This is a genomic window from Curtobacterium sp. UNCCL20 (genome assembly GCF_900101675.1).
GTDB lineage: Bacteria > Actinomycetota > Actinomycetes > Actinomycetales > Microbacteriaceae > Curtobacterium.
Genome location: NZ_FNKG01000001.1, coordinates 823,127 through 848,397 on the forward strand (window position 1 = coordinate 823,127; position 25,271 = coordinate 848,397).

Annotated in this window: 22 protein-coding genes; 14 read left to right on the forward strand and 8 right to left on the reverse strand. The window is 70.9% G+C overall.

Translation table 11 applies throughout. The features are described 5' to 3' along the window. Positions 1 to 29: 29 nt before the first annotated feature. A complete protein-coding gene (locus BLT36_RS04100) occupies positions 30 to 1,370 on the reverse strand; it encodes a 6-phospho-beta-glucosidase (protein WP_092092154.1) in 1,341 nt (446 codons plus the stop codon). Next, positions 1,367 to 2,122 (reverse strand): DeoR/GlpR family DNA-binding transcription regulator, encoded by a 756-nt coding sequence (locus BLT36_RS04105; protein WP_254787318.1) that lies wholly within the window; start codon positions 2,120 to 2,122, stop codon positions 1,367 to 1,369. Before BLT36_RS04105 ends, BLT36_RS04100 begins: the two co-directional genes overlap by 4 nt. 116 nt (positions 2,123 to 2,238) lie before the next feature. Between BLT36_RS04105 and BLT36_RS04110 the strand changes: the two genes are divergently transcribed. The 6 genes from BLT36_RS04110 to BLT36_RS04135 all read left to right on the forward strand — a co-directional run bounded on the left by BLT36_RS04110 (position 2,239) and on the right by BLT36_RS04135 (position 9,775). Further along, positions 2,239 to 3,243, forward strand: coding sequence for a carbohydrate kinase family protein (locus BLT36_RS04110; protein ID WP_254787319.1), 1,005 nt, complete (start codon positions 2,239 to 2,241; stop codon positions 3,241 to 3,243). Positions 3,244 to 3,309: 66 nt separating this feature from the next. Then, on the forward strand, positions 3,310 to 4,575 hold the full coding sequence (locus BLT36_RS04115; protein ID WP_092092161.1) for an ABC transporter substrate-binding protein: 1,266 nt from the start codon (positions 3,310 to 3,312) through the stop codon (positions 4,573 to 4,575). After that, complete coding sequence (locus BLT36_RS04120) at positions 4,572 to 5,528, forward strand: carbohydrate ABC transporter permease (RefSeq protein ID WP_254787320.1); 957 nt, start codon at positions 4,572 to 4,574, stop codon at positions 5,526 to 5,528. Before BLT36_RS04115 ends, BLT36_RS04120 begins: the two co-directional genes overlap by 4 nt. After that, entirely contained in the window at positions 5,525 to 6,415 is an 891-nt protein-coding gene (locus BLT36_RS04125; RefSeq protein ID WP_254787322.1) for a carbohydrate ABC transporter permease, read from the forward strand. Before BLT36_RS04120 ends, BLT36_RS04125 begins: the two co-directional genes overlap by 4 nt. Positions 6,416 to 6,429: 14 nt before the next feature. After that, a complete protein-coding gene (locus tag BLT36_RS04130) occupies positions 6,430 to 9,447 on the forward strand; it encodes a glycoside hydrolase family 2 TIM barrel-domain containing protein (RefSeq protein WP_092094303.1) in 3,018 nt (1,005 codons plus the stop codon). 67 nt (positions 9,448 to 9,514) lie between these two features. Further along, on the forward strand, positions 9,515 to 9,775 hold the full coding sequence (locus BLT36_RS04135) for a hypothetical protein (RefSeq protein ID WP_139166360.1): 261 nt from the start codon (positions 9,515 to 9,517) through the stop codon (positions 9,773 to 9,775). Between the two features lie 72 nt (positions 9,776 to 9,847). Here BLT36_RS04135 and BLT36_RS04140 read toward each other — a convergent pair whose 3' ends face one another. Further along, positions 9,848 to 10,870, reverse strand: a complete 1,023-nt coding sequence (locus BLT36_RS04140; protein ID WP_092092167.1) for a LacI family DNA-binding transcriptional regulator — start codon at positions 10,868 to 10,870, stop codon at positions 9,848 to 9,850. 203 nt (positions 10,871 to 11,073) lie between these two features. Here BLT36_RS04140 and BLT36_RS04145 point away from each other — a divergent pair, with 203 nt between their 5' ends. The 4 genes from BLT36_RS04145 to BLT36_RS04160 all read left to right on the forward strand — a co-directional run bounded on the left by BLT36_RS04145 (position 11,074) and on the right by BLT36_RS04160 (position 16,373). Further along, the gene (locus tag BLT36_RS04145) at positions 11,074 to 13,107 is read left to right on the forward strand and encodes a beta-galactosidase (RefSeq protein WP_092092169.1); all 2,034 of its coding nucleotides are present in this window, start codon (positions 11,074 to 11,076) and stop codon (positions 13,105 to 13,107) included. Further along, the gene (locus BLT36_RS04150; protein ID WP_092092171.1) at positions 13,104 to 14,015 is read left to right on the forward strand and encodes a carbohydrate ABC transporter permease; all 912 of its coding nucleotides are present in this window, start codon (positions 13,104 to 13,106) and stop codon (positions 14,013 to 14,015) included. Before BLT36_RS04145 ends, BLT36_RS04150 begins: the two co-directional genes overlap by 4 nt. After that, complete coding sequence (locus BLT36_RS04155; protein ID WP_254787324.1) at positions 14,012 to 14,962, forward strand: carbohydrate ABC transporter permease; 951 nt, start codon at positions 14,012 to 14,014, stop codon at positions 14,960 to 14,962. The genes BLT36_RS04150 and BLT36_RS04155 overlap by 4 nt, the downstream gene beginning before the upstream one ends. Positions 14,963 to 15,032: 70 nt before the next feature. After that, entirely contained in the window at positions 15,033 to 16,373 is a 1,341-nt protein-coding gene (locus BLT36_RS04160; protein ID WP_092092173.1) for an ABC transporter substrate-binding protein, read from the forward strand. A gap of 105 nt (positions 16,374 to 16,478) precedes the next feature. Here the strand turns inward: BLT36_RS04160 and BLT36_RS04165 are convergent, their stop codons facing one another. After that, the gene (locus BLT36_RS04165) at positions 16,479 to 16,925 is read right to left on the reverse strand and encodes a MarR family winged helix-turn-helix transcriptional regulator (RefSeq protein ID WP_092092175.1); all 447 of its coding nucleotides are present in this window, start codon (positions 16,923 to 16,925) and stop codon (positions 16,479 to 16,481) included. A gap of 165 nt (positions 16,926 to 17,090) precedes the next feature. Between BLT36_RS04165 and BLT36_RS04170 the strand changes: the two genes are divergently transcribed. The 3 genes from BLT36_RS04170 (at position 17,091) to BLT36_RS04180 (ending at position 19,597) form a co-directional block, all read left to right on the forward strand. Beyond that, on the forward strand, positions 17,091 to 17,744 hold the full coding sequence (locus tag BLT36_RS04170; RefSeq protein ID WP_092092177.1) for a COG1361 family protein: 654 nt from the start codon (positions 17,091 to 17,093) through the stop codon (positions 17,742 to 17,744). 117 nt (positions 17,745 to 17,861) lie between these two features. After that, positions 17,862 to 18,746 (forward strand): S26 family signal peptidase, encoded by an 885-nt coding sequence (locus tag BLT36_RS04175; protein ID WP_092092179.1) that lies wholly within the window; start codon positions 17,862 to 17,864, stop codon positions 18,744 to 18,746. Continuing rightward, a complete protein-coding gene (locus BLT36_RS04180; RefSeq protein ID WP_092092181.1) occupies positions 18,743 to 19,597 on the forward strand; it encodes a LamG domain-containing protein in 855 nt (284 codons plus the stop codon). Before BLT36_RS04175 ends, BLT36_RS04180 begins: the two co-directional genes overlap by 4 nt. A gap of 57 nt (positions 19,598 to 19,654) precedes the next feature. On the opposite strand, the gene BLT36_RS04185 is transcribed toward BLT36_RS04180, so the two are convergent. After that, entirely contained in the window at positions 19,655 to 20,887 is a 1,233-nt protein-coding gene (locus BLT36_RS04185; protein WP_092092183.1) for an MFS transporter, read from the reverse strand. 225 nt (positions 20,888 to 21,112) lie between these two features. Here BLT36_RS04185 and BLT36_RS04190 point away from each other — a divergent pair, with 225 nt between their 5' ends. Next, a complete protein-coding gene (locus BLT36_RS04190) occupies positions 21,113 to 21,772 on the forward strand; it encodes a TetR/AcrR family transcriptional regulator (RefSeq protein ID WP_092092185.1) in 660 nt (219 codons plus the stop codon). Positions 21,773 to 21,794: 22 nt separating this feature from the next. On the opposite strand, the gene BLT36_RS04195 is transcribed toward BLT36_RS04190, so the two are convergent. The 3 genes from BLT36_RS04195 to BLT36_RS04205 are packed head-to-tail and all read right to left on the reverse strand — an operon-like array spanning position 21,795 to position 25,235. Beyond that, positions 21,795 to 22,526, reverse strand: coding sequence for a copper homeostasis protein CutC (locus BLT36_RS04195; protein WP_092092187.1), 732 nt, complete (start codon positions 22,524 to 22,526; stop codon positions 21,795 to 21,797). Next, on the reverse strand, positions 22,523 to 24,058 hold the full coding sequence (locus BLT36_RS04200; protein WP_217638256.1) for a M81 family metallopeptidase: 1,536 nt from the start codon (positions 24,056 to 24,058) through the stop codon (positions 22,523 to 22,525). The genes BLT36_RS04195 and BLT36_RS04200 overlap by 4 nt, the downstream gene beginning before the upstream one ends. Then, positions 24,051 to 25,235, reverse strand: a complete 1,185-nt coding sequence (locus tag BLT36_RS04205; protein ID WP_092092189.1) for an ROK family protein — start codon at positions 25,233 to 25,235, stop codon at positions 24,051 to 24,053. The genes BLT36_RS04200 and BLT36_RS04205 overlap by 8 nt, the downstream gene beginning before the upstream one ends. Positions 25,236 to 25,271: the final 36 nt, after the last annotated feature.

Below are 25,271 nucleotides of genomic sequence, written 5' to 3' on the forward strand. Positions count from 1 at the left end.
GTGGATCAGGGACGACCCGGAGGCGCGGCTCAGGACAGGTACGACAGGTGCGGGAACGAGGTGTGTGCGTCGTCCAGCAGTGCGCGCGCGACGCGCACGGAATCGACGAGCGGGTGGTGCGCGAGCGCCCGGAGCGCCGCGGCCCGGTCGCCGTGCAGCGCCGCCTGGATCGTCTGCCGTTCGACGTACTTCACGGCGGTGACGGTGCCGAGGCCGAAGTCCGGCACGCGAGCGCCGGGGATCGGGTGCGCGCCGGTGGCGTCGACGATGCAGGGGATCTCGACCACGGCGTCGTCGTCGAGCCCCGCGAGGGCGCCGGCGTTCCGCACGTTGAGGATGAGCCGGGCGCGCTGGTCGTACGCGATGCCCCGCATCAGGGACAGGGCGACGTCCTCGTAGCCGCCGGAGGTCATGTCCTCGACGTCACGGTCGCCCATGCCGGCGGAGTCGCGGTTCGTGGCCATGTAGGTGGCCTCGCGCTCGCTGCGGCTGTCCTGCCAGGCGCGGAACGGGTGGTCGCACCCGTCGGCACGGGCCCAGAACCGGTCCTGCTGTTCGACGAGGTACCGGGCACGGGTGTGCGGGGCGTACTGGTCGGCCTGCAGGACGTCGCGGCGGTAGGCGTAGTAGTGCAGGTACTCGTTGGGCAGCGCCCCGATGGCCTGGATCCATTCGGCACCGAAGAGCTTGCCCTCTTCGAAGGACTCGATCTTGCTGCTGTCGGCGAGGACCTCGGGCAGTCGGTCGACGCCGTCCACGCGCACCGCGGTGAGCCATCCGAGGTGGTTCAGGCCTGCGTACTCCAGCTCGACGTCGGGTCCGTGCTGGATCCCGAGCGTGCCGAGGGCGCGGCGGGCCAGGCCGATGGGGGAGTCGCAGATGCCGATCACGCGTTCGCCGAGCACCGTGGACATCGCCTCGGTGACGACGCCGGCGGGGTTGGTGAAGTTGATCACCCAGGCGTCGGGTGCGAGCTGTTTGATGGTGTGCGCGAGCGCCATCACGGTGGGGAGCGTGCGGAGGGCGTAGGAGATGCCGCCGAAACCGACCGTCTCCTGACCGATCACGCCGTGCGACTGCCCGATCCGCTCGTCCATCGCCCGGCCTTCCATGCCGGCGACCCGGATGGCGGAGAAGACGAAGTCGGCGCCCGGCAGGGCGTCCTCGACGTCGGTGTGGACGCTGACCGCGGGTGCGTCGGCGATGCCCTCGGCCTGGTCGGCGAGGATCCGGGCCATCGTGCGCAGGCGGTCGGCGTCGACGTCGACGAGTGCGACCTCGGTGACACGACCGGGTTCGTGGTCGCGGAGCAGGGCGGAGTGGACGAGCGGTGTGCGGAATCCGCCACCGCCGATCATGACCAGTTTCATGCGACGAGGACCTCCACGCCGTGCGCGGCGAACGCTGCGGCGACCGAGACCGGCGGTTCGTCGTCGGTGACGATCCGCACGATCGATGACGGCAGGTCGATGCGCGCAGCTCCGGTTCCCGGGAACTTGCTGCTGTCGGCGAGGACGGTGACCTCGTCGCACGCGTCGGCGATCGCCTGCTTGATGGGGACCTGCGCGATCGTGGTGTCACGCAGGTCGCCGCTCGCCGAGATGCCGCTGACGCCGAGGAAGGCGTGGTCGGCACGGATGAGTCGGAGCGAGTCGGTGGTCAGTGGACCGGACACCGAGTGGTACACGGGGTCGTAGTCGCCGGGGAGCAGCACGAGGTGCACGGCGTGGTCGTCCTTCAGGGCCTCGAACACGGCCATGTTGGCGGTGATCACGGTCACGGGACGCCCGCGCAGCAGGGTGGCGAGCTGCAGCACGGTCGTGCCGATGTCGAGGACCACGGTGTGACCGTCCTCGACGAGCGCGGCGGCTGCGGCGGCGATGCGGCGCTTCTGCTCGCGGTGGACGGTCTCGACCTCCGGGAAGGGTGCGTCCCCCTCGTGCCCGTCGCTGAGCACGGCACCACCGTGGGTGCGTCGCAGCAGGCCCGCGTCGTCGAGACGCTGCAGGTCCCGACGGATCGTCGCGACGCTCGAACCGGTTGCGGCAGCGAGGTCGGCGACCGACGCGGCGCGCGACGCACGGAGGTGGTCGAGGATGGCGAGATCGCGGATGTCCTTCACGCCTTCAGCATAGCGATCATTTTCGCTCAACATGCAAACCTTTTCAAACAAAAAGATGCGTGGTTTCGATCGATCTGTGTTAGACAGTGCTCACACGCCGACCGATGGAGGCAGCGATGGATGACCGACCGATCTCGAGCACCGATGCTGATGTGCTCGTCGCTGGCCTGCTGTTCTTCGACGCCGTGTTCGCGGACCTGCCGCACGCACCCGTGCTCGGACAGGAGATCTGGACCCCGCACTTCGCGTGGACGCCGGGTGGCATCGCCAACTTCGCCATCGCCGCTGCGCGCCTCGGCGCGTCGACCGACGTCGCCGCCGTGATCGGCGACGACGAGCTCAGCGCACTCTGCCGAGCCACCCTCACTCGTGAGGGCATCGGCACCGGACTGCTCCGCCCGGCACCCGGTTGGTCGCTCCCCGTCAGCGCCTGCATCGGCCACGACGGCGACCGGGCGATCGTCACCGGTGGCACCGAGGCCCCCGTCCCCCTCCCCGACCTCCTGCCGGCCCACGGCGGACGAGTCGCGGCCCTGCACGTCGACGAGACCACCGCCGACTGGGTGCGCACGAGCGGCGACCGTGGCCTGCGCGTCTTCGCCGACGTCGGCTGGGACGCGACCGGCGCCTGGGACCCAGCGGTCCTCGACGCGATCGACGGCGCGTACGCGTTCACCCCGAACGACCGCGAAGCGATGGCCTACACGCGCACCGACGACCCGCTGGCCGCAGCACGTGCGCTCGCCGAACGCGTGCCGCTCAGCGTGGTCACGCTCGGCGCCGCCGGTGTCGTCGCCGTCGACTCCTCAACCGGAGAAGAGGTCGTCGCGCCGCCCGTCCGGGTGCGCGCAGTCGACGCGACCGGTGCCGGCGACGTGTTCTGCGCAGCCTTGGCGGTGGCCTCCCTGGAGGACCGCCCGCTCCGCGAGCGCATCGACCTCGCGGCCCTGGTCGCCGCGATCACCGTGTCCCGTCCCGGCGGCGCGTCCACCGCGCCCCGACGGGACGAACTCGCACCGTGGCTGGCTGCCAACCCGGCCGCCGCGGACCCGGACCGGTACGGCTTCGTCACCACGAGCCTCCCGGTGGCCACCGCCGAACCGGCGGACCGGACGCACTGACCCCCCGCACCGACTCACTCCCCCCCCTCCCCTTCCCCGCCCTCCCACCCGACCCCAGGAGAACCCATGCGTATCACCACGAAGCGACGCCGCACCGCCGCGGTCCTCGCCACCGCGGTCGCCGCGGCCCTCGTCCTCACCGGATGCTCCACCGGCTCGTCCGCCTCGACCGGCAAACTGACCGCCTGGCTCTGGCCCGGTGCCGTCGGCGACTCCGTCGTCTCGAGCGCGAAGAAGGAGTTCGCCTCCGACAAGCTGCAGGTGAACGTCATCGGCGGCGACTTCAAGCAGAAGCTCGTCACGACCTTCACCGGCAAGACGAACGTCCCGTCGATCACCGGCGTCAAGGGTGAGGACATGCCCTACTTCCTGCAGCAGTCCAGCCTCTTCACCGACCTGAAGTCGCTCGTCCCCGCGTCGTACCTCGCGCAGTTCCCGAAGTGGAAGCTCGCCGAGGCCACCACCGCCGACGGCAAGCTCATCGGCATCCCGACCGACATCGGCCCCTCGGCCCTGTTCTACCGGCAGGACGTCCTCGCCAAGGCCGGTCTGCCCAGCGAACCCGCCGCCGTCGCGGATGCCACGAGCACCTGGGACAAGTACTTCGCGTTCGGCAAGCAGCTGAAGGAGAAGACCGGTGCCTCGCTCGAGGTCTCGACGGGTGACGTGTTCAGCTGGTCGATGGCACAGGCCGACAGCGGCTTCGTGAGCAAGTCCGGCAAGTTCACCGGGGACAGCGCCACGGTCAAGCAGGCCTGGGACCGCGCGGTCACGGCCGAGAAGGCCGGCGTCGTCGCCAACATCGAGGACGGCAGCCCCGACTGGGCCTCCGCGGTCAACCAGGGCAAGCTCCCCACCGTCATCGGTGCCGCGTGGCACGCGGGCGACATCAAGAGCGCCGCGCCGGACACCTCGGGCGAGTGGCGGGTCACCGCGACCCCCGGTGGCCCGGGCAACGCCGGTGGCTCGTTCCTGACGATCCCGGCGGCGACGTCGGACAAGAAGGCCGCGCTCAAGGTCATCGAGGCGATGGTCGCCCCGTCCGCACAGGCCACGACCTACAGCCAGGTCGGCAACTTCCCGTCCTCGTCGAAAGCGCTCACCGAATCGGCGCTCACCAAGGGTGACGCCTTCTTCGGCGGGCAGGACACCGTCTCGGTCTTCCAGAAGTCGATCGAGTCGATGCCGACGAAGTACACCAGCCCGTACGACGCGCAGGTGTCCGCCCCGTACCTGACGGAACTCACGAACGTCCAGACCGGCAAGGACCCGGACAAGGCGTGGGCCGACGCGGTCAAGGCCGCGAAGTCGGCACTGGAATCAGCGAAGTGACGACGTCAGTCGCGCCGTCGCTGGCGGGGCCGGGTCCAGCGACCCGACCCCGCCGGCGGGGCATCCGACGCACCTGGCCGATGTACCTCGCGGTCGCACCCTTCTTCATCCTGTTCATCGTCTTCGGGCTGTACCCGACGCTGTACTCGCTCGTGCTGTCGTTCCAGGACTGGAACGGGCTCGGCGACCCCACCTGGGTCGGCCTGCAGAACTTCCAGAAGCTCTTCGCCGACCCGACGTTCTACCTGTCCATCCGGAACACGTTCGTCATCTTCGCGCTGTCGACGTTCCCGATGCTCGTCATCGCGATCGTCATCGCCGCGATGCTCAACTCGGCCGTCCGGTACAGCACCGCCTTCCGGATCGCCTACTTCATCCCGAACATCACGTCGGTCGTCGCCATGGCGGTCCTGTTCGGATCGATCTTCGGGCAGAACTTCGGCCTGGCCAACACCCTGCTGCACGCCGTCGGGCTGCCGGCGGTGCCGTGGCTGAGCACCCCGTTCGGCATCCAGGTCACCGTCTCGCTGCTCATCACGTACCAGTGGACCGGGTACAACGCGATCATCTTCCTCGCGGGCATGCAGTCCATCGGCGGTGAGGTGTACGAAGCGGCGAAGATCGACGGCGCCGGCGCGTTCCGCAGCTTCTTCTCGATCACGCTCCCGCTGCTCCGCCCGACGGTGATCTTCGTGCTCGTCGTCAGCACCATCACGGGGCTGCAGAGCTTCACCGAGGCGCAGGTCCTCACCACCACCGCCGGGTCGACGAACAGCGGTGGCGCCGGGCAGGGCGGGCTGACCATGGTCCTGTACTTCTACCAGCAGGCCTTCGGCTTCAACCGCTTCGGCTACGGAGCAGCCATCGCGTGGGGCGTGTTCCTCATCGTCGTCGTCTTCACCATCATCAGCTGGCGCTTCACGGCCGGCCGGAAAGAGGAGGCACGGTCGTGACCGTCCTGAGCCGATCGACCACCGCTGCACCAGCGAGCCGGGCCGCGGTCACCCGCCGTCGGCGTCGCGGACCGGGCGCCCCGCGCGTCGTGCTCTACACGCTGCTCACCGTCGGCGCCGTGGTCTCGATCTTCCCGCTGTACTGGCTGTTCGTGATGGCGAGCAACACCACGAGCGACATCTACAAGTCGCCGCCGGTGTTCGTGCCCGGGCCGTGGCTCTTCGACAACATCGGCCAGGTGTTCGACAAGATCGACTTCGGCGGGGCGCTCCTCAACACCGTCATCGTGTCGTGCAGTGTCACGGTCCTCGTGCTGTTCTTCGACTCGCTCGCCGCGTTCACGTTCGCGAAGTTCGACTTCCCGCTCCGGAAGACCCTCTTCACGATCGTGCTGGTCACGTTCATGCTCCCGATGCAGCTGTCGATCATCCCGCAGTTCATCACCATGACGAACCTCGGCTGGGTGGGACACCTGCAGGCGCTCATCGTGCCGGCAGCGGCGAACGCGTTCGGCATCTTCTGGCTCCGGCAGTACATCCTGTCGAGCGTCCCGGACGAGCTGATGGACGCCGCGATGATCGACGGCGCCGGCTTCTTCCGCCAGTGGTGGACGGTCTGCATCCCGCTCATCCGGCCGGGCCTCGGCTTCCTCGGGATCTTCACGTTCATCGGCTCGTGGAACGACTACCTCTGGCCCCTCATCGTGCTGAACGACCCGAACCACCTCACCCTGCAGGTCGCGATGGCACAGCTCAACACGACGTTCGCGAACAACTACAGCATGGTGATGGCGGGGGCACTGCTGTCCGTCCTGCCGCTGCTCGTGGTGTTCCTGATCGGTGCGCGCCAGTTCATCGGTGACATCGCGAAGGGCGCCATCAAGTGAGGGCTCCTGGTGCCATCCGACCGCTCGGTACGACGGCACCGGGGTCCGACACGCGGTTGCCGCCGAGGGCCCGCCTGCGGTCGGACGCGCGGTCGCTGTCACTGGACGGCACCTGGCGGTTCCGGCTGCACGACCGGGCGCCGCGCGACGAGGTCGACGGCGTCCCACCGTTCACGGCAGGGGGCACCGACGTGGCAGACGGTGCCGGTGACGGATGGTCCGACATCACCGTTCCCTCGCACTGGCCCCTGCACGGCCACGGCGCGCCCTGGTACACGAACATCCGGTACCCGTTCCCGGTCGACCCGCCGCACGTCCCCGACCAGAACCCGACCGGCGACCACGTCCGTACGGTCGGACTCCCGGAGTGGTGGCCGACGGACGGCCGGACCGTGCTCCGCCTCGACGGCGCCGAATCGCTCGCCCGCGTGTGGGTGAACCGGCGCCCGGTCGGGTGGTCGACGGGGAGCCGGCTGACGACGGAGTACGACGTCACGGAACACCTGCGGCCCGGCGCGAACACGATCGCGATCCGCGTGCACCAGTGGTCCCAGGGCAGTTACCTCGAGGACCAGGACCAGTGGTGGCTCCCCGGACTCTTCCGGTCCGTCACCCTCGAGCACCGCCCCGACGGTGGCCTCGACGACGTCTTCGTCACCGCCGACCGTGATCCCGTGACCGGACACGGCACCCTGGTCGTCGAGACGGTCACCACCGCCTCCGAGGTCACGGTCCGTCTGTCCGGGACCGGCCTGGAGGCGCGGATCACCCCCGGCACGCCCGCCCACCTCGACGTCGGCCCGGTCGACGCGTGGTCCGCCGAGGACCCGCGACTCCACGACCTCACCGTCGCCACCGAGTCCGAGACCGTCCGGATGCGTGTCGGGTTCCGACGCATCGAGGTGGTCGGCGACCGACTGCTGGCGAACGGCGTGCCCCTCGTGTTCCACGGGGTGAACCGCCACGAGACCCACCCCGACCTCGGCCGGGTCTTCGACGAGGTCGCGGTCCGCGCCGACCTGTCGCTCATGAAGCAGCACGGGGTGCAGGCGATCCGCACGGCGCACCAGCCGCCGCACCCCCGGTTCCTCGAACTCGCGGACGAGTACGGCTTCTGGGTCGTGCTCGAGTGCGACCTCGAGACGCACGGCTTCTGGGAGGTCGACTGGATCGGCAACCCCTCGGACGACCCGGCCTGGCGGGACGCCTTCCTCGACCGCGTCCGCCGCACCGTCGAGCGCGACAAGAACCACCCCTGCGTCGTGATGTGGTCACTCGGCAACGAGTCCGGCACCGGCCGGAACCTCGCCGCGATGGCCGACTGGATCCGCCGCCGCGACCCGTCCCGCCCCGTCCACTACGAGGGCGACACCGAGGGCGCGTACACCGACGTGTACTCGCGGATGTACCCGACCATGGAGGAGATCGACTCCGTCTGCGGCGACGTCACGATGCCGGTGCACGAGGTGGGTCCCGCCGCCGGCGCCCGGCAGCGGACGAAGCCGTTCATCCTCTGCGAGTACGGCCACGCGATGGGCAACGGCCCCGGGTCGCTCGCCGACTACCAGGAGCGGTTCGAGCGCTGGCCGCGGCTGCACGGCGGGTTCGTCTGGGAGTGGCGCGACCACGGCCTCCGGACCCGCACGGCCGACGGCACCGAGTACTTCGGCCACGGCGGGGACTTCGCCGAGCCCGTGCACGACGGCGTCTTCGTGATGGACGGGCTCGTCCTGTCGGACGGCACCCCGAGCCCGGCGCTCGCCGACCTCGCGGCGCTGTGGGCCCCGGTGCGGTTCACCCGCGCGGGCTCCTCGCTCACGGTCCGGAACCGCCGGGCACACGCCGACGCGGCGGACCTGGCCGTGGCGTGGGAGCTGACCGTCGACGGACGGGTGGTCGACGACGGTGCGCTGGACGTGCCTCCCGTCCGACCCGGACGCGACGTGACGGTCGCACTGCCGAGCGACGCGATCGCACCACGGCGCGGCCGGGAGGCGCACCTCACCTTCCGCGCGACGTTGCGGCGGGGAGCGGTGTGGGCGCCACACGGCCACGTGGTCGCGACGACCCAGATCGCCGTCGACGTGGTGCACCGGCGGCCGGCGGCACGCGACTCCGGTCCGTTGCCGACCGCGGCGGTCTTCGACGAGGACGGATCGTTGCGTTCGTGGCAGGGCGTGGACGTCCGCGCCCTCGTGCCGGAACTCTGGCGGGCGCCCACCGAGAACGACCGAGCGTCGGGCCAGGGCTCCTACGAGACGAGCTGGCCGGAACTCAGCTCCGGGCGCGGCGACGAGTCCGTACCGCCGTCGGCCGACCGCTGGCGGGAGCGCGGGCTCGATCGCCTGACGCACCGTGTCACCGCCGTCGAGCGGGACGGAGGCGCCCTCGTGCAGCGGATGCGGTCGATGCCCGCCGGTACGGGCTCCGGCATCGACTCGGAGTTCCGCTGGACTCCCGACGGCGACGACCTCCGGCTCCGCTGGAGCGCCGTGCCCATCGGACCGTGGGACTGCACGTGGCCCCGGATCGGCCTGCACCTCGACCTGCCGAGCACCCTGGGCGACCGCGCCGCATGGTGGGGGACCGGGCCGCACGAGTCCTACGCCGACGCCGCCAACGGCGTGGTGGTCGGGCGGTTCGAGCGGGCCGTCGACGCCCTCGGCATCCGGTACGCCCGCCCGCAGGAAACCGGTCATCGCCCGGGCCTCCGCGAGCTCCGGATCGGGTCGCTCGCCATCGATGCCCGTCGTGGTGCGGGCGTCGACCTGCCCGGGTTCCAGCTCGCTCGGCACAGTGCGCAGGAGTGGGACGCCGCGGAGCACCCGCACGAGCTCCCGGCGTCCGACCGGCTGCACCTGTACCTCGACGCGGCACAGCACGGGCTCGGGTCGCGCGCCTGTGGTCCGGACGTGCTGCCGCGGTACGCGCTCTGGCCGCGGCAGGTCGCCCTCGACCTGGTGTTCCGAGTGGATCCGCCGGCGGCGGACGGCGCGCCCGGGGGTGCGTCGCCGGATCCCGCATCCGCCTGAACCGACCGCGCGACTGTCGTCCCGTTCGCCTAGCATTCGAACACACGTTCGAATGATGGAGGTCGAGATGATGCTCACGCGTGAGGTCGCCACGGTGTGGTGGGAGCGTGGCGTGCCGAACCGGATGGTGTGGCGGGAACGCCGGTGGCGGGTGTCGGACGCACCGACTCGGCTGACGGCGACGGCGGAGTACCTGCCGTCGGCGATGACGCACCCGCCGGAGCGGACGGTCGGGTGGCGGTTCCAGGTCAGTTCCGGCGACGACGTGGTCGTCGTCGACATCGCTCCGGAAGGGGACGGGTGGGTCGTCGCGCGGACGTGGCGCTGACGGCCGGGTGCCGTGCGTCAGGCGCGGGGTGTCCGGTGCTGCGGCTCAGGCGCACCGGCTCAAGGCACCGGCTCAGGCGCTGCCGCGCCAGACGACCTCGGTCGGCAGGATCAGTCCACCCGGTCCGTCGTCCGTCCCGGCGATCTGGGCGAGGACCTGCCGCGCGGCCTGCTCACCGAGGGTGAGCGCGGGCTGCCGGACGGTGGACAGCGGCGGGTCGCACCGGAGGGCCCACGCACTGTCGTCGAACCCGACCACGCCCACGTCGCCCGGCACCGTGCGGCCGCTGCGCTGCAGGACGTCCATCGCGCCAGCGGCCACGGCGTCGGATGCCGCGAACACCCCGTCGACGTCGGGCGCACGGTCGAGGAGCTCCCGCATCCCGTCGACACCGGCGGTGTAGCTGAACAGCGGGTTCCGGGCGACGAGCGACGGGTCGAACCGGTCGCCGAGCGCCGCGGTGAAGCCGGCGAGCCGGTCCTGCCCGGAGTCGCGGTCGAGTCCGGAGGCGAGCATGCCGATCCGCTGCCGGCCGGTGTCCACGAGCCGACGGGTGATCTGCTCGGCGGCAGCGCGGTTGTCGATGCCGATCCACGAGGTGTTCGCGGCGTCGGAGGGGTGCCCGACGAAGCACGCCGGCAGCCCGATCTCCTCGACGGCTCGCGTCACCGGGTCGCCGTCGCGGGCGGAGAGCACGATGGCGCCGTCGACGAACCCGCCGCGCAGGTACTCGACCACGCGTTCGTTGTCGCGGGCGGAGTCGACCATGATCGTCACGAGCTGCTGGTCGGCTTCGGAGAGCACGGTGTTCGTGCCGATCAGGATGTTGCCGATGTTCGGGTCGTCGAGGACCTGGACGGACGGTTCGTGCACGATGAGCGCGATGGCTCCGGAGCGCCGGGTGACCAGGCTCCGGGCGGCGGCGCTGCGGACGTAGCCGACGCGGCGGACGGCTTCCTGCACGGCTTCGCGGGCCTTCGGGGAGACGTACGGCTCGTCGTTGAGCACGCGCGAGACGGTGCCGCGGGAGAGCCCGGCCTCGTCCGCGACGTCCTGGATCGTCGCGCGTGGGCGGGCGGCTCGGACCTCGGACATCCGGCAACCATATCGGCCCTGTCATCCCTCGCGCTTGACATCGACCGTGTTCTGTCCCAAACTCTGGGAGCGCTCCCAGAACTGTTCGATCCCGATCGACCAGTCCGAACTGGGAGCGCTCCCAGAACACTGGGTGACCTTCGCCGTCGAAGGGGTCGCACGCGACCGGACGGCGCGGACCGCCCCGATCAGCGAGGACCACCGTGACCACCACCACCCTGCCGACGACCGCCACCGGCGCACTCGGCCTCGGCTCGACGGGCCTCGCGTTCGGGTGCGACTACAACCCCGAGCAGTGGGACCCCGAGGTCTGGGTCGAGGACGTCCGGCTGATGCGCGAGGCCGGCGTGAACCTCGTCGCGATCAACGTCTTCGGCTGGTCGCACGTCGAGCCCCGACAGGGCGAGTACGACTTCGCCGCGCTCGACACCGTCATCGAGCTGCTTCACGGTGCCGGTATCGGCGTCGACCTCGGCACCGGCACCGCCTCGACCCCGCCGTGGCTCACCACCGCGCACCCCGAGGTCCTCCCCGTCGTCGCGGACGGCACCACGCGCTGGCCCGGTGGGCGCCAGGCGTTCTGCCCGAGCTCCCCGGTCTACCGCGAGCACGCCCTCGCCCTGGTCCGGGCAACCGCCGAGCGCTACGGCGACCACCCCGCGGTCCGGCTCTGGCACGTGTCGAACGAGCTCGGCTGCCACAACGCGCACTGCTACTGCGACGTCTCCGCGGACGCCTTCCGCGACTGGCTCCGGAACCGGTACGGCACCGTCGAGGAGCTCAACGCCGCGTGGGGCACCTCGTTCTGGAGCCAGCGTTACTCGGCGTGGGAGCAGGTCCTCCCGCCCCGGGCGACCCTGTCGTTCACGAACCCCGCACAGACCATCGACTTCGACCGCTTCTCGTCCGACGAGCTCCTCGGCCACCACCGCGCCGAGGCCGCCGTCCTCCGCGAACTGAGCGACAAGCCCGTCACGACGAACTTCATGGTCGCCGCGCACATCACGGCGCTCGACTACTGGTCGTGGGCCGGCGACATGGACGTCATCGCGAACGACCACTACCTCGACCACCGCCTGCCTCGGCCGCACGTCGAGCTCGCCTTCGCCGCCGACACCACCCGCGGGCTCGCCGGCGGAGCGCCGTGGCTCCTCATGGAGCACTCGACCGGTGCCGTGAACTGGCAGCCGCACAACGTCGCGAAGGCCCCGGGGGAGATGCTCCGGAACACCGCGGCCCACATCGCCCGCGGTGCCGACGGGGTGTGCTTCTTCCAGTGGCGGGCGTCCGTGCAGGGCAGCGAGAAGTTCCACTCCGCGCTGCTGCCGCACGCCGGCACCGAGTCGCGCACCTGGCGTGACGTGGTGGCGCTCGGCGCGCTGACCGAGCGGCTCGGCGAGCTCCGCGGCTCCCGCGTCGTCGCCGACGTCGCGATCGTGTTCAGCTGGGAGAACCAGTGGGCCGCCGACCTGGAGGCGCACCCCACCACCGCGCTCCGCTCCCTCGAGCAGGTACACGCGTTCCACGCCGCCCTGTGGGACCTCGGCGTGACCGTCGACGTCGTCGCCCCGGGCGCCCCGCTCGACGGGTACGCGCTCGTCGTCGTCCCCGAGCTCTACCTCGTCCGCGACGAGCACGCCGCCGTCATCGCCGACCACGTCGCCGCCGGCGGTCACGCCGTCGTCACGTGCTTCAGCGGGATCGTCGACGAGCGCGACCGGGTCCGGACCGGCGGCTACCCCGGCGCCTTCCGCGACCTGCTCGGCGTGCGGGTCGACGAGTTCATGCCCCTGGCGGCGGACACCACGATCGCGCTGTCCGACGGCACGACCGGCAGCGTCTGGTCCGAGCCGGTCGAGCTCCGCGGCGCCACGAGCGTCACCGACTACGCCGAGGGTCCCCTCGCCGGGCAGCCCGCCGTCACCCGCAACGAGCACGGCGCGGGGACCGCCTGGTACACGTCCACGGTGCTCGACGCCGCCGCACTCGGCGCGTTCGTGCGCCGGGTGCTCGACGAGGCCGGCGTGCAGTCCGACCCCGCCGCAGCGCCCGGTCTCGAGGTGGTGCGCCGCCGCGACGACGCCCACGAGTGGGTGTTCCTGCTCAACCACTCGGACCGCACCGTCGAGCACCACGAGTCGGGCCACGAGCTCGTCACCGACCGCCCCGTCGACGGCGTCACCGCCATCGGCCCGGGTGGGACCCAGATCATCCGCACCGACAGGAACCGCCCATGACCACCTCCGCACAGTCGCCCCGCGTGACACGACGCCGGAGCGGTGGCTTCCGCTACCGCCGCGCCATCGCGATCTTCGTCCTGCCGTTCGCCGTCCTGTTCACGGCGTTCTACCTCGTCCCGATCCTGTACGCCGTGTGGCAGTCGCTGCAGAAGATCGAGCGCCAGGGCACGTTCGGCGCCCCGACGCAGGTGTTCGGCGGCCTGAGCCAGTACGTGCTCGTGTTCCAGAACAGCGCGTTCTGGGAGTCGGTGCTCCGGGTGCTCCTGTTCGGCGTCGTGCAGGTGCCGGTGATGCTCGGGCTCGCGCTCGTCTTCGCCCTGCTGCTCGACTCCCCGCTGCTGGGCGGCAAAAGGTTCTTCCGCCTGGCGTTCTTCGCGCCGTACGCGGTCCCCGGCGTCATCGCGGCGATCATGTGGGGTTACCTCTACGCCCCCGACCTGTCGCCGTTCTCCGCCGTGACGTCACGGGTCGACCTGCTCGGCTCGGGCACCGTCCTCTGGGCCGTCGCGAACGTCGTGACGTGGGTCTTCGTCGGCTACAACATGCTCATCATCTACTCGTCGCTCCTGGCGATCCCGACCGAGATCTACGAGGCCGCGAAGCTCGACGGGGCGTCCCAGCTGCGGATCGCGCTGTCGATCAAGATCCCGATGGTGGTGCCGGCGATCGTCCTCACCGCGGTGTTCTCCGTGATCGGCACCCTGCAGCTGCTCACCGAACCGACCGTGTTCCGGCAGTTCACCTCGACGATCTCGTCGACCTTCACGCCGAACATGCTCGTCTACTCGACGTCCTCGGTGCCCAACTTCAACCTCGCCGCGGCGTTCTCGGTCGTCCTCGCCGTCGCCACGTTCGTCCTGTCGATCGGATTCCTCCGACTGACCCAGCGGAAGGCCGCCCAGTGACCGTCAACGCCCCGTCCCGACGCGACCCCATCGGCGAGGTGGGCCGACCGCTCGAGCCGAACCGTGCCTCCCGGCCGCACCAGCGGGGTGCCCGCGGACCGCGGGAGAGCGTCATCTCGCGCAGCGCCGCGATGCTCGTCATGGGTGTCTTCACCCTGTACTTCCTGCTGCCGATCTTCTGGCTGCTGGTGTCGTCGACGAAGACGGCCGCGAACTTCAACACGACGTTCTCGCTGTGGTTCAGCGCCACGTCCGTGCAGGACTTCGTGACGAACCTCGGCGAGCTCTTCACGCGCCAGGACGGCATCTACGTGCGCTGGATGGTCAACAGCATCGCGTACGCCGGTGTCGCCGGACTGCTCGGCACCGTGCTCTCCGCGATGTGCGGCTACGCGCTGGCGAAGTACCGTTTCCGCGGCCGCGAGGCGCTGTTCAACGTGTTCCTCGGCGGCGTCCTCGTCCCGGCGACCGCGCTCGCACTGCCGCTGTTCCTCATCTTCAGCCAGGTGAACCTGACCGACACGTTCTGGTCGGTGTTCCTGCCGAGCATCGTCAGCCCGTTCGGCGTCTACCTGTCGCGGCTGTTCGCGGCGTCGAGCGTCCCCGACGAGATCATCGAGGCAGCTCGGATCGACGGCTCCGGCGAGGTCCGGACGTTCTTCACCGTCGCCGTCCGCCTGATGTCGCCCGCGCTCGTGACGATCTTCCTGTTCCAGTTCGTCGCCGTGTGGAACAACTTCTTCCTGCCGCTCGTGATGCTCCGCGACTCGTCGCTGTTCCCCGTCACCCTCGGCCTCTACACGTGGAACTCGAGCGTGAACCAGTACCCGGATCTCCGCACCCTCGTGCTCATCGGGTCGTTCGTCTCGATCATCCCGCTGCTCGTCGCCTTCCTGAGCCTGCAGCGCTTCTGGCGCTCCGGCCTCGGGTCCGGCGGTCTCAAGTGAGCCGCGCGGCAACCACCCCACCCCCGTACCCAGCACCCCTTCCCCACACCACATCCCGAACGGAAACAGCATGAAGACAACGAAGTTCCTCAGCGTCGCCGCGATCGCCGTCGCCGCCACCGTGGCCCTCGCCGGCTGCAGTGCCGGCGGCAGCGGCAGCAGCGGCGGTTCCTCCGGCACGACCGCCGCCAGCTGCAAGCCCTCGAGCGGCAAGGTCACCCTCGACTTCACGACCTGGGTGCCCAACATGGACAAGGTCGTCGCGATCTGGAACAAGGCCAACCCGGACATCCAGGTCAAGGTCTCGATCGTCGCGAACGGCAACAGCGGTACCTACCAGAACTTCTTCAACCAGCTGAAGGCGAAGCAGGCTCCGGACATCGGGCAGGTCGAGTACGACACCCTGCCGGCGTTCCGCGTGCAGGGCGGCCTCGAGGACATCGGCGCCTGCTCCGGCATCAGCACCGCGAAGAAGGACTTCTCCGACGGCCTGTGGAACCAGGTGACGTTCGGCGAGTCGAAGTCGGTCTACGCGGTGCCGCAGGACTCCGGCCCGATGGCGCTCTACTACCGCAAGGACCTGTTCGAGAAGGCCGGCCTCGACGCCCCGAAGACCTGGGAGGAGTACGCGCAGGACGCCGAGAAGATCAAGGCGCTCGGCGGACAGATCACGAACTTCTCGAAGAGCGACGTCAACCAGTTCGCCGGACTCGTCTCGCAGGCCGGCGGCCAGTGGTTCCAGAACTCGGGTTCCGACTGGAAGGTCGACCTGACCGACAGCGCCTCGAAGAAGGTCGCCGACTACTGGCAGGGCCTGATCGACAAGAAGCTCGTGAGCACGCTGCCGAGCTTCACCGACCAGTGGAACAGCGCCTACGACAAGGGCCAGGACTGGACCTGGGTGTCCGCCGTCTGGGGTGCGAACACCATCTCGAGCGGTGCGCCGTCCACCTCGGGCAAGTGGGCCGTCGCCCCGATGCCGCAGTGGAAGGCGGGCGAGTCGAAGTCGGCCGCGTGGGGCGGTTCGTCGAACGTGGTCTTCGCCGGCAGCAAGCACCCTGCCGAGGCGTCGAAGTTCCTGGTCTGGCTGAACACCTCGACCGAGGCGCTCTCTGCGCTCAACAAGGAAGCCAACCTCTACCCGGCGTCGAGCACCGGTGCCCAGCTGCCGGCGCTGACCGAGGGGCTGCCGTTCTACGGTGACCAGAAGATCTACGAGGAGTTCGCCAGCGCCGCGAAGGACATCCAGCCGTTCACGTGGGGTCCGACCATGACCCAGACCTACTCGGACGTCTCCGACGGGTTCGGGCAGGCGGCGTCCGGGCAGGGCACGCTCACCGAGGCGCTCGAGTCCGGGCAGTCCAAGACCGTCGCAGCGCTCAAGGCGCAGTCGATCCCGGTGAAGGGCTGACGCCGGGCGTCTGACGAGGCGACCATCCACGGACTGGAGGCGCGGTGCCGGCTGGCACCGCGCCTCCAGTCCGTTCTGCCGTCGGCTCCGAGAGCCGCACCCGCGTCAGTCCATCGCCTCGCCGGCGGAGCCGTAGAGGCCCGTCGCGAGCTCGCCGAGGACCGCGACCAGGTCGCCGCCGTGTGCGCTGTCGACCGCGCGGAGCACCGCCGTGTACCGCTGCCGGTAGTCCTCGACCACCGACTCACCGTCGGGCAGGAGGCGCAGCAGCGAGCCGCGGCGGTCGTTCGGATTCGGCGCGCGCTCGAGCAGTCCGGCGCTCGTCATCCGGTCGATCATGTTCGTCACGGCGCCGGAGGTCAGGCCGAGGAACCCGGCGACCTCCGTCGGGGTGGAGTAGCCGGTGTCGCTCACGAGCACGAGCGCACGCAGCGCGTTCTCGTGCACGCCGGCGCGCGCACTCAGCTGCCGCACGAAGCTCGCGTTCGCGCGCACGACCGCGTCGAACGCCGTGAGCATGTCCGCGGCGTCGGTCGTACCTGTCCGGGTCACAGGCAGTCCTTCCGTGTCGTCGGGGAGGGGTGTCCCTCGCACTGGGGTAAGTATACGAGTGGTCAACTTGGTCAAGCATTAACTATCTTGATCATTGAAGCAAGAGAGCCCGAACCCCCTGCTCCACCCCCCCACATCCAGACTCCCTGATCGAAGAGGTACCCCGTGTCCGACAAGCTCCGCACCTCCGCACTGAAGCGGATCCGCTTCGCCCCCGTCGCACTCCTGGCGGGCATCTTCGCGGCCGTCCTGCTCTCCCTCTCCCTCACCGGCACCCTCTCCGGGTTCGCCGCGAGCATCACCAACAGCGCGAACTCGGCCGCGAGCGGCACGCTGATCATGCAGGAGCAGAACGCCGGCGCGACCGTCACCTGCCTCAGCACCGACGGCGGTTCGGTCTCCACGAACGCCGCGACCTGCTCGACCATCAACAAGTTCGGCGGCAGCACCACGATGACGCCGGGCAACACGGTCAACACCGCGATCTCGATCAAGAACACCGGCACCGCGAACGCCGCGACCTTCACGCTCACCCCGGGCGCGACCTGCACCCAGTCGGCGAACGGTTCGGCGAACGGCACCGCGGCCGACCTCTGCGCCAAGATGAACCTCGTCATCACGTCCGGCTCCACCACGGTCTTCAACGGCACGCTCGCCAGCTTCAAGGGCGCCGCCGCCTCGGCCTTCACGATGCCCGCCGCCCCCGCCGCCGGTGCCAGCGTGCCGTTCAACTTCGCGGTGACGCTCGACTCGTCGGCCGGCAACACCTACCAGGGCCTCGCCGCCTCGGTGCCGATGACCTGGACCTTCACGGCCTAGCCCCGCCCCCAGACCGGCGACGCTCGGCCGACCCCCTTCCGGCCGAGCGTCGCCACCCCCGCCCCACCCCGCACTTCCCCCCGTACGTCCCGACCACCGAGCAGAGCGGAGCAGCCGATGAGCCAGACAGCAGCCATCCCGCTGAGCGGCACCCTCGACCGCCCCCTGCTCGGCGGCCACACCGCCACCCGCTTCGAGATCGTCCTCGCCTGGTCGGTCGCCCTGGTCGCCGCCGTCCTCCTCGCCGCCGCCGTCCTGTTCCTCTCCGCCGGCGGCCGCTGGTTCGTCGTCGAGACCCCGTCCATGGGCGAAACCGCCCCCGTCGGCACGCTCGTCCTCGACCTCCCCGTCGACGTGTCGACACTGCACGTCGGCGACGTCGTGTCCTTCGAGACCGACGCGAACCCGGGCGTCGTCTACACGCACCGCATCATCGACGTCGACGCCGACGGCGGGCTGCACACCCGGGGCGACATCAACGGCGCGACCGACCCGTGGACGCTCACCCAGGAGAATGTCATCGGCACGCCGGCGCTCCTCGTCCCGAACCTGGGCTGGCTGTTCCGCGCTGCCCCGCTCCTCCTCATCGGCACCCTCGTCATCTGGACGCTCACCAGCGTCTTCACTGACCGGGTCACCCGCAGCTCGCTCCGCATCGCGGGCGGTGCGCTCACCGTCTCCTACGCCGCGTTCATCCTCAAGCCGTTCGTCAACGTGACGACCATCACGAACACCGCGAGCCCGACCGGCGTCGACGCCACCATCGTGTCGTCCGGCATGTTCCCCGTCCGGGTCCAGGCGCCCGGCGCCGAGAGCGTGCACCTCGTCGACGGGCAGGTCGGGCACATGGTCATCCACGAGCTCACGAAGAACGGGCACTACCAGCTGGCCTCGAGCATCGACCTCGGCCCGGTCGGCTGGGCGCTCCTCGTCGCCGCCTGTCTCATCCCGCTCGTCCTCTGCCTGGCCGTCGGCCGCGTCGAAGCGGTGCGCGCCTCGTGAACCTGCTGCACCTCCGCAACGGCCGCCTCGCCGCCGTCGTCCTGGTCCTCGGCCTCGTGGTCGTCGTGCTCCTGAACGCCTTCTCGCCGACCCGCTCCGCGTTCAGTGCGGTCGTCACGAACTCCGGCAACACCGCTGCCACCGCCCCGTACTTCACGTGCACCGCAGCCGTCGGGGCCGACACTGCGAACGCCCTCTTCGCGTACCGGCTGACCGAAGCCTCGAACGCCTCGACGGCCACGGACTGGTCCGGCAAGGGCGCGAACGGCACCTACCAGGGCTCCATGGCGGCCACGACCCCGAGCCCGAACGCCTGCCCCCGCGACGCCGGGAGCTCCTACGTCCTGAACGGCTCGACGAGCTTCGTGTCCACGCCGAGGTCGTCCGCGAACCCCACCACCTTCAGTGAAGAGGTCTGGTTCAGGACCACGGTCGCGGGCGGCATGCTCATCGGCTTCGGGAGCAACCAGGTGCAGGCCTCGGGGCAGCACGACCGGCAGGTGTACATCAACACCGGCGGCCAGCTCGTGTTCGGCACCTACAACGGGACGACCCAGGTGGTGACCTCGCCGAAGGCCTACACGGACGGCGCCTGGCACCACGTGGTCGCGACCATGTCCGCCGGCACCGGGATGCGCCTGTACGCCGACGGGGTCCTCGTCGCCTCGAACACGGCGTACACCGCGCCGGAGCCGTACACCGGCTACTTCCGCATCGGGTACGACACCGTCTCCGGGTGGCCGGGGCAGCCGTCGAACTTCGCCTTCACGGGGTCGATGCGGTACGCAGCCGTGTACAGCACGGTGCTGTCGGCGACGCAGGTCGCGAACCACGCGGCGGCGGGGCGCTGACCTTCCTGCCAGCGGCGCCGGGGCCATCCGCGGCGACCGCCGACGGCCGGTTCGTCGTCAGGGGCAGGCGACCGCGACGGAACCGGTCGACGGCGTCTCGACCGCGACGGGCTCGCCGGTCGGCGCGGCGTTCGACCGGCGCAGCCCCATCGACACCAGCACGACCGCGCCGACCACGGCGACCGCACCGGAGAGCCAGAAGTCGGCCGCCAGCCCGAAGGACGACACCGCGGCACCGCCGAGCACCGATCCCGCGGCGATCGCGAGCTGGATGGTGGTGACGAACAGGGCGAGCCCGGTCTCCGAGCCGCTCGGCGACGCCGTGGACATCCAGGTCTGCATCCCGAGCGGCAGCGCGCCCCAGACCAGACCCCACACGACGAGCACGATGAACACCCCGACCACCGAGTGCGCGAGGAGCGGGAGCAGGACGACGGCTCCGGCCAGGACGAACTTCGCCGACCCGATGGTGCCGAGAACGCTCCGGCCGAGGGTGAAGCCGGCGGCGAAGTTGCCGACGATGCCCGCGATGCCGAACACCAGGAGCGCGACCGTGATGGTGTCCGGGCTGACCCCGACGAGGTCCTGCAGGTACGGCGCGATGTAGGTGTAGGCGGCGAACTGCGCGGCGAACAGGAACGCCGCGGCGATGAGGCCGACGCGGGCACGCGGCACGCGCAGCAGCGAGCCGAGCGTGGCGAACCGCACCTGCTGCAGCGCGGGGATCTTCGGGAGCATGGCGAGCTGCAGGCCGAGCGCGACGAGACCGAGTGCGCCGCCGATGACGAACGCGAGACGCCAGGTCGCCAGGGACGAGACGAGTGCGCCGAGCGGCAGGCTCACGACGGTCGCGACGGAGACACCCGCGGTGATGAGGGACGTGGCGCGGATCACGGCGTCGGACCGGACGAGGCGGCCCGCGATCCCGGCGCCGATGGCCCAGAAACCGCCGATGCCGACCCCGAGGAGCATCCGCGCGACGAGCAGGACCCCGAACGACGGGGCGATGGCGGCGAGACCGTCGGCGACGACGAGCAGCACGGTCAGGGAGACCAGGACGACCCGGCGGTCGACCCGCGACGTGAGCACGGTGACGACGGGGGCGGCGACGGCTCCGACGAGGCCGGTGGCGACCACCATCAGGCCGGCGGTGCCGATCCCGACGTCGAGATCGGAGGCGATCGCCGGGAGGAGCCCGATCGGGAGGAACTCGGACAGGACGAGGACGAACGATCCGAGTGCGACGGACGTGACGCTGAGCCACCCGCGGCGCTCTGCTGACGAGGTCATGCGCTGCACAAGCGTCGGGACCGCGGAGCCATTCCCGCGCGACGACCGAGGCGTTGCGGGTCGTGCGGGTGATGCCGCCGTTCGGGTTCGGCGGCATCACCGCACTGCGGTCGGTCTGCCTAGGGTGCAGGCCGGCGCGCGCGCCTCTCAGACGCTCCCTCGAACCTAGGGAAATCGTTATGTGGAGTCAAGCGACCACTTAATCCGGACGATTAGGGTTCTCTCATGTGTGCTGCCGAGCGTGTCCGCGCCGAGCGAGTGGAGGTGCGTCGGAGCCGCGATGCCATCCTCGCCGCAGCCGAACGACACTACGCGGTGCACGACGCCGACCCCACCATGGCGCAGCTCGCGCACCTGGCGAACGTCGGGACGGCGACGCTCTACCGACGGTTCCCGAGCATCGACGACGTGATCCGGGCGCTCCACGGTCGCCTCGTCGCGGAGTTCGGCAGGGTCGAGGCCGCGGTCGCCGCACAACCGACGGCGTGGGACGGCGTGGTGGCCCTCGTCACCGCGATCATCGACGTCCTGCAGGAGCACCCCGCGATCCCGCGGCTCAACCGGAAGATGGTGGCGCTCGACGACGACCAGCAGTTCAGCGCACGCTGGGCCGACCAGCTCGACGCGCTGATCGTCGCCGCACAGGCCGAGGGGATGCTCCGTCCGGACGCGAACGCGAACGACGTCACGTTCGCGGCGTTCCGGATCGGCAGCTACTCGAACCTGCCGCCGGACGACGCCGACCGGATCATCGGACGGCAGGTCGGGATCGTCCTCGACGGGCTGCGCGCCGACGGAGTGCGGCATCCGCTGCCGGGCGGGCCGATCGGCCCGGACGAGGTGCACCGGGTGTTCCGGTACGAGGTGTCCCACCCCGTCGAGTGAGACACCCCGGGAAGGGGGTGGGTCAGGCGTCGAGGGCGTGCCGTGCGGCGGTGACGACCTCGGCGTCGGTGACGAAGTGCGCCGAACCGTCGTCGGCACCACCCATCGGGACGCCCGCGTGCGCGCTGTCCGGGGCGGGACGCTTCGCCGAGAGGTGCACGGCGGCCACCCCGGTGGCGATGAGCGCCGGGAGGTCCGCGGGGGTGACCCCGGCGCCGGCCATGACCTGCACCGGCCCGGCCGCGGCGACCATGCGGGCGATGGTGGCGGCACCGGCGCCTGCCGTCGGCGCAGCGCCGGAGGTCAGGACACGGGTGAACCCGAGGCCCTCGAGCGTCGCCGCGGCTGCGACCGGGTCCGCCGCGTGGTCGATCGCCCGGTGCAGGGTGACCTCGACGGTGGGGCTGACCGAGCGGGCGGCGTCCACGAAGCGGCGGAGGGAGTCCTCGTCGAGCGTGCCGTCCGGACGCAGTGCTCCGACCACGACGCCGGCGGCGCCGGAGCGGAGGACCGTGCGGACCTCGCGCACCATGAGCTCGACTTCGTCACGGTCGTGCACGAACCCGCCCGGGCGGCAGCGGACGAGGGCGTGCGCGGGGATCCCGGTCTCGTGGGTCGACTCGACGAGGGCCTGCGACGGGGTGAGCCCGCCGAGCTCGAGGCCGACGCAGAGTTCGACGCGGTCGGCCCCGCCGTCACGAGCGACGATCGCGCCGGCGGGCGAGGTGACGGCGATTTCGAGGGCAACGGTCATCGAACGACTCCGAGTGGCTGGTCCGAGGCCGGGATGATCCTGGCGGTCAGGTCCGGGGCTTCGGGGAACACTCGATCGTAGGGGAACATCGGCCGCTCGATCCGGTGGTGCCCGAGGCGCTCGAGGTCCTGGTCGACACCGCCCGGGGTGAGCGCGAGCATCCAGTCGGCGGACATGTCGAAGAGCTCGGGCTCGAGGTATCCGATCTTGACGATCACCACGTCGGCCTCCCTCGGGGTGAGGTCGAGGTCGGTGAAGTCGTGCTCGTGGTGGTACGGCTTCCGGAGCTCCGTGAGGATCGCGAACACGCTGCCGACCTGCAGCACGACCTCGGTCTCGGCATCGCGGTCGCCGTGCTTGATCGCGTGCACCCGTCCGGTCATGGTGATCGGGCCGGCGTGGACGGCATCGACGGAGGCTCCGGCCGTCACGGTGACGGTCGCTCCGACCCCGGCGTCGACGGCGGCGGCGACGGCTGCGGCACCGGGCACGCTGGCGTAGATGACGACCGGGCCGGTCGGGTCCTGGAACTCGGGGCGGGCGAGCACCTGGGTGAGGCCCCACGTCATGTCGCCCGAGCCGCCGGCCGTCGGGTTGTCGCCGGAGTCGGAGATGAAGTACGGCTTCCGAGCGCCGGAGGCGAGCGCGGCGGCGAGGCACTCGTCGAAGGAGCCGGTGGGTGCGACGAACACGAAGTCCTCGCGGACGTCCCAGAACGCCTGCGCCAGCCGTTCGGCCCCGGCGGCGACCGCGGCGGCGTCCCATCCGGTCACGACCGTGACGGCACGGTCGCGCGGCTGGTCCGCCCAGGCGTACCCGACCCAGATCGCGGCGTCGAGGACACCCTCGGTCGCTTCCACCGCGGGTACCTGGGCGTACAGGGACGCTGCCGGCTCGATGCGGGTGGAGGTCTGCTCGCCGGGCAGCAGCACGGGGATCGGGACCCAGGCCTTCACCGGTCGCTGCGAGCCGACGGGGCGGGTGGTGAGCACGTCGACCAGGTTCCGGACGGCGCGCTCCTTCGTCTCGAGGGCGTCCTCGTGCGGTGCCATCCGGTAGCAGGTGACGAGGTCGACCTGGTGGGCGAGCTCCGCGGTCACGTTGCCGTGCAGGTCCATCGACGCCGACACGATGACGTCCGGACCGACGACCGCGCGGATGCGCCCGAGCAGGTCGGCTTCGGCGTCGTCGAGCCCCTCGACCACCATGGCGCCGTGGATGTCGTACCAGAGCCCGTCCACCGGACCCAGGTCGCGCAGCCTCGCCACGATCTCCGACGCCAGCGACTCGTACGCGTCCCGGGCGACGACCCCGCCGGGCAGCGCGTGCCCGATGAGCGCCCCACGGAAGTCCGCGCGCTCCGACAGTGGCCCGAGGAAGTCGTACCGGGCGACGACCTCGTCGCCGCGGTCCGGGTGGAACGCCGCGGCGAGGGTCCGGGTCGGCGTGAACGTCGACGTCTCGATGGCGAGCCCGGCGATCGCGATGACCGGGCGGCGGACGGCGGGGGTGGCGGGCACGGTGTCAGACACGGACGCTCCTGTTCCTGGTGGTGGACTGCGGGATCGGCGCGGACAGCTCCTCGAGCGAGGCGGCGAGGCCCCGCTGCAGGGCGAACTGCCCGGCCCCGACCAGACCCGCGTCGGCGCCGAGCGACACCGGCTCGATGGCGAGGTGCTGCGTCATGAGCGGGTGGCAGCTCTCGTACAGCTGGCTCCGCACGGCGGCGATGAACGGGTCGAGGGTGGACAGGATGCCGCCGAGGTACACGGCATCCGGGTTGAAGAAGTTCACGTTGGCGGCGAGGACCTCGCCGAGGTACCGCCCGGCCATCCGCACCGCACGGGTCGTCTCGGGGTGCGCGTCGAGCGCGAGGCGCACCACGTCGGCGGTGGAGGAGACGTCGACCCCGGCGGTGGACAGGATCCGGACGAGGGCGGCGCCGGACGCCACGGTCTCGAGGCACCCGGTGTTCCCGCACGAGCACGGGGTGTCCCCGGCGGCGTCGATCCGGACGTGCGTGATGTCCCCGGCCGCACCCGTGGAGCCGCGGTAGAGCCGGCCGTCGATGACGATCCCGGCACCGATGGCGGAACCGGCCTTGATGGTGATGGTCTGCCGTCGACCCGGGTCGTGCACGGTCTGCTCACCCGCAGCCATGCAGTTCGCGTCGTTGTCGACGATCGCCGGCAGTCCGAACCGCTCGGAGAGCCAGGACGCGACCGGGAACCCGTTCCACCCCGGCATCCGGCTCGGCAGGTCGACGACGCCGGCCTCGACGTCGACGGGACCGGGCAGGCTCAGCCCGACCCCGCGGAGGCCGTCGCGACCACGCTCGTCGGCGAGCCGCTCGAGCAGCGCGGCCAGGCGGCCGAGCCCCGCGGTCGGACCGTCGGAGAGCGCGAACGGGACGTTCGCGACGGACTCGAGCGCGCCTCCAGGCAGCACGATGCCGATCCGTGCGTGACCGCCACCGACGTCGGCGGCGACCGCGTACTCGTCGACGCCGCCGATCCGGAGCACCTTGCGGGGGCGTCCGCCGGTGGAGACGTCGGTGCCCTCCTCGGCGAGCAGTCCGTGGGACAGGAGCTGCGAGACGACGTGGGAGACGGTCGAGGGCGCGGCACCGAGCAGGGCTGCGATCTCGGTCCGGCTGGCCGCCTGCCCGGAGGCGACGAGTTCCAGGACTCGGGCACTGAGGTCCGGCACAACTTTCTCCAATCCGGGCGGAAGGCGACCGGGGGA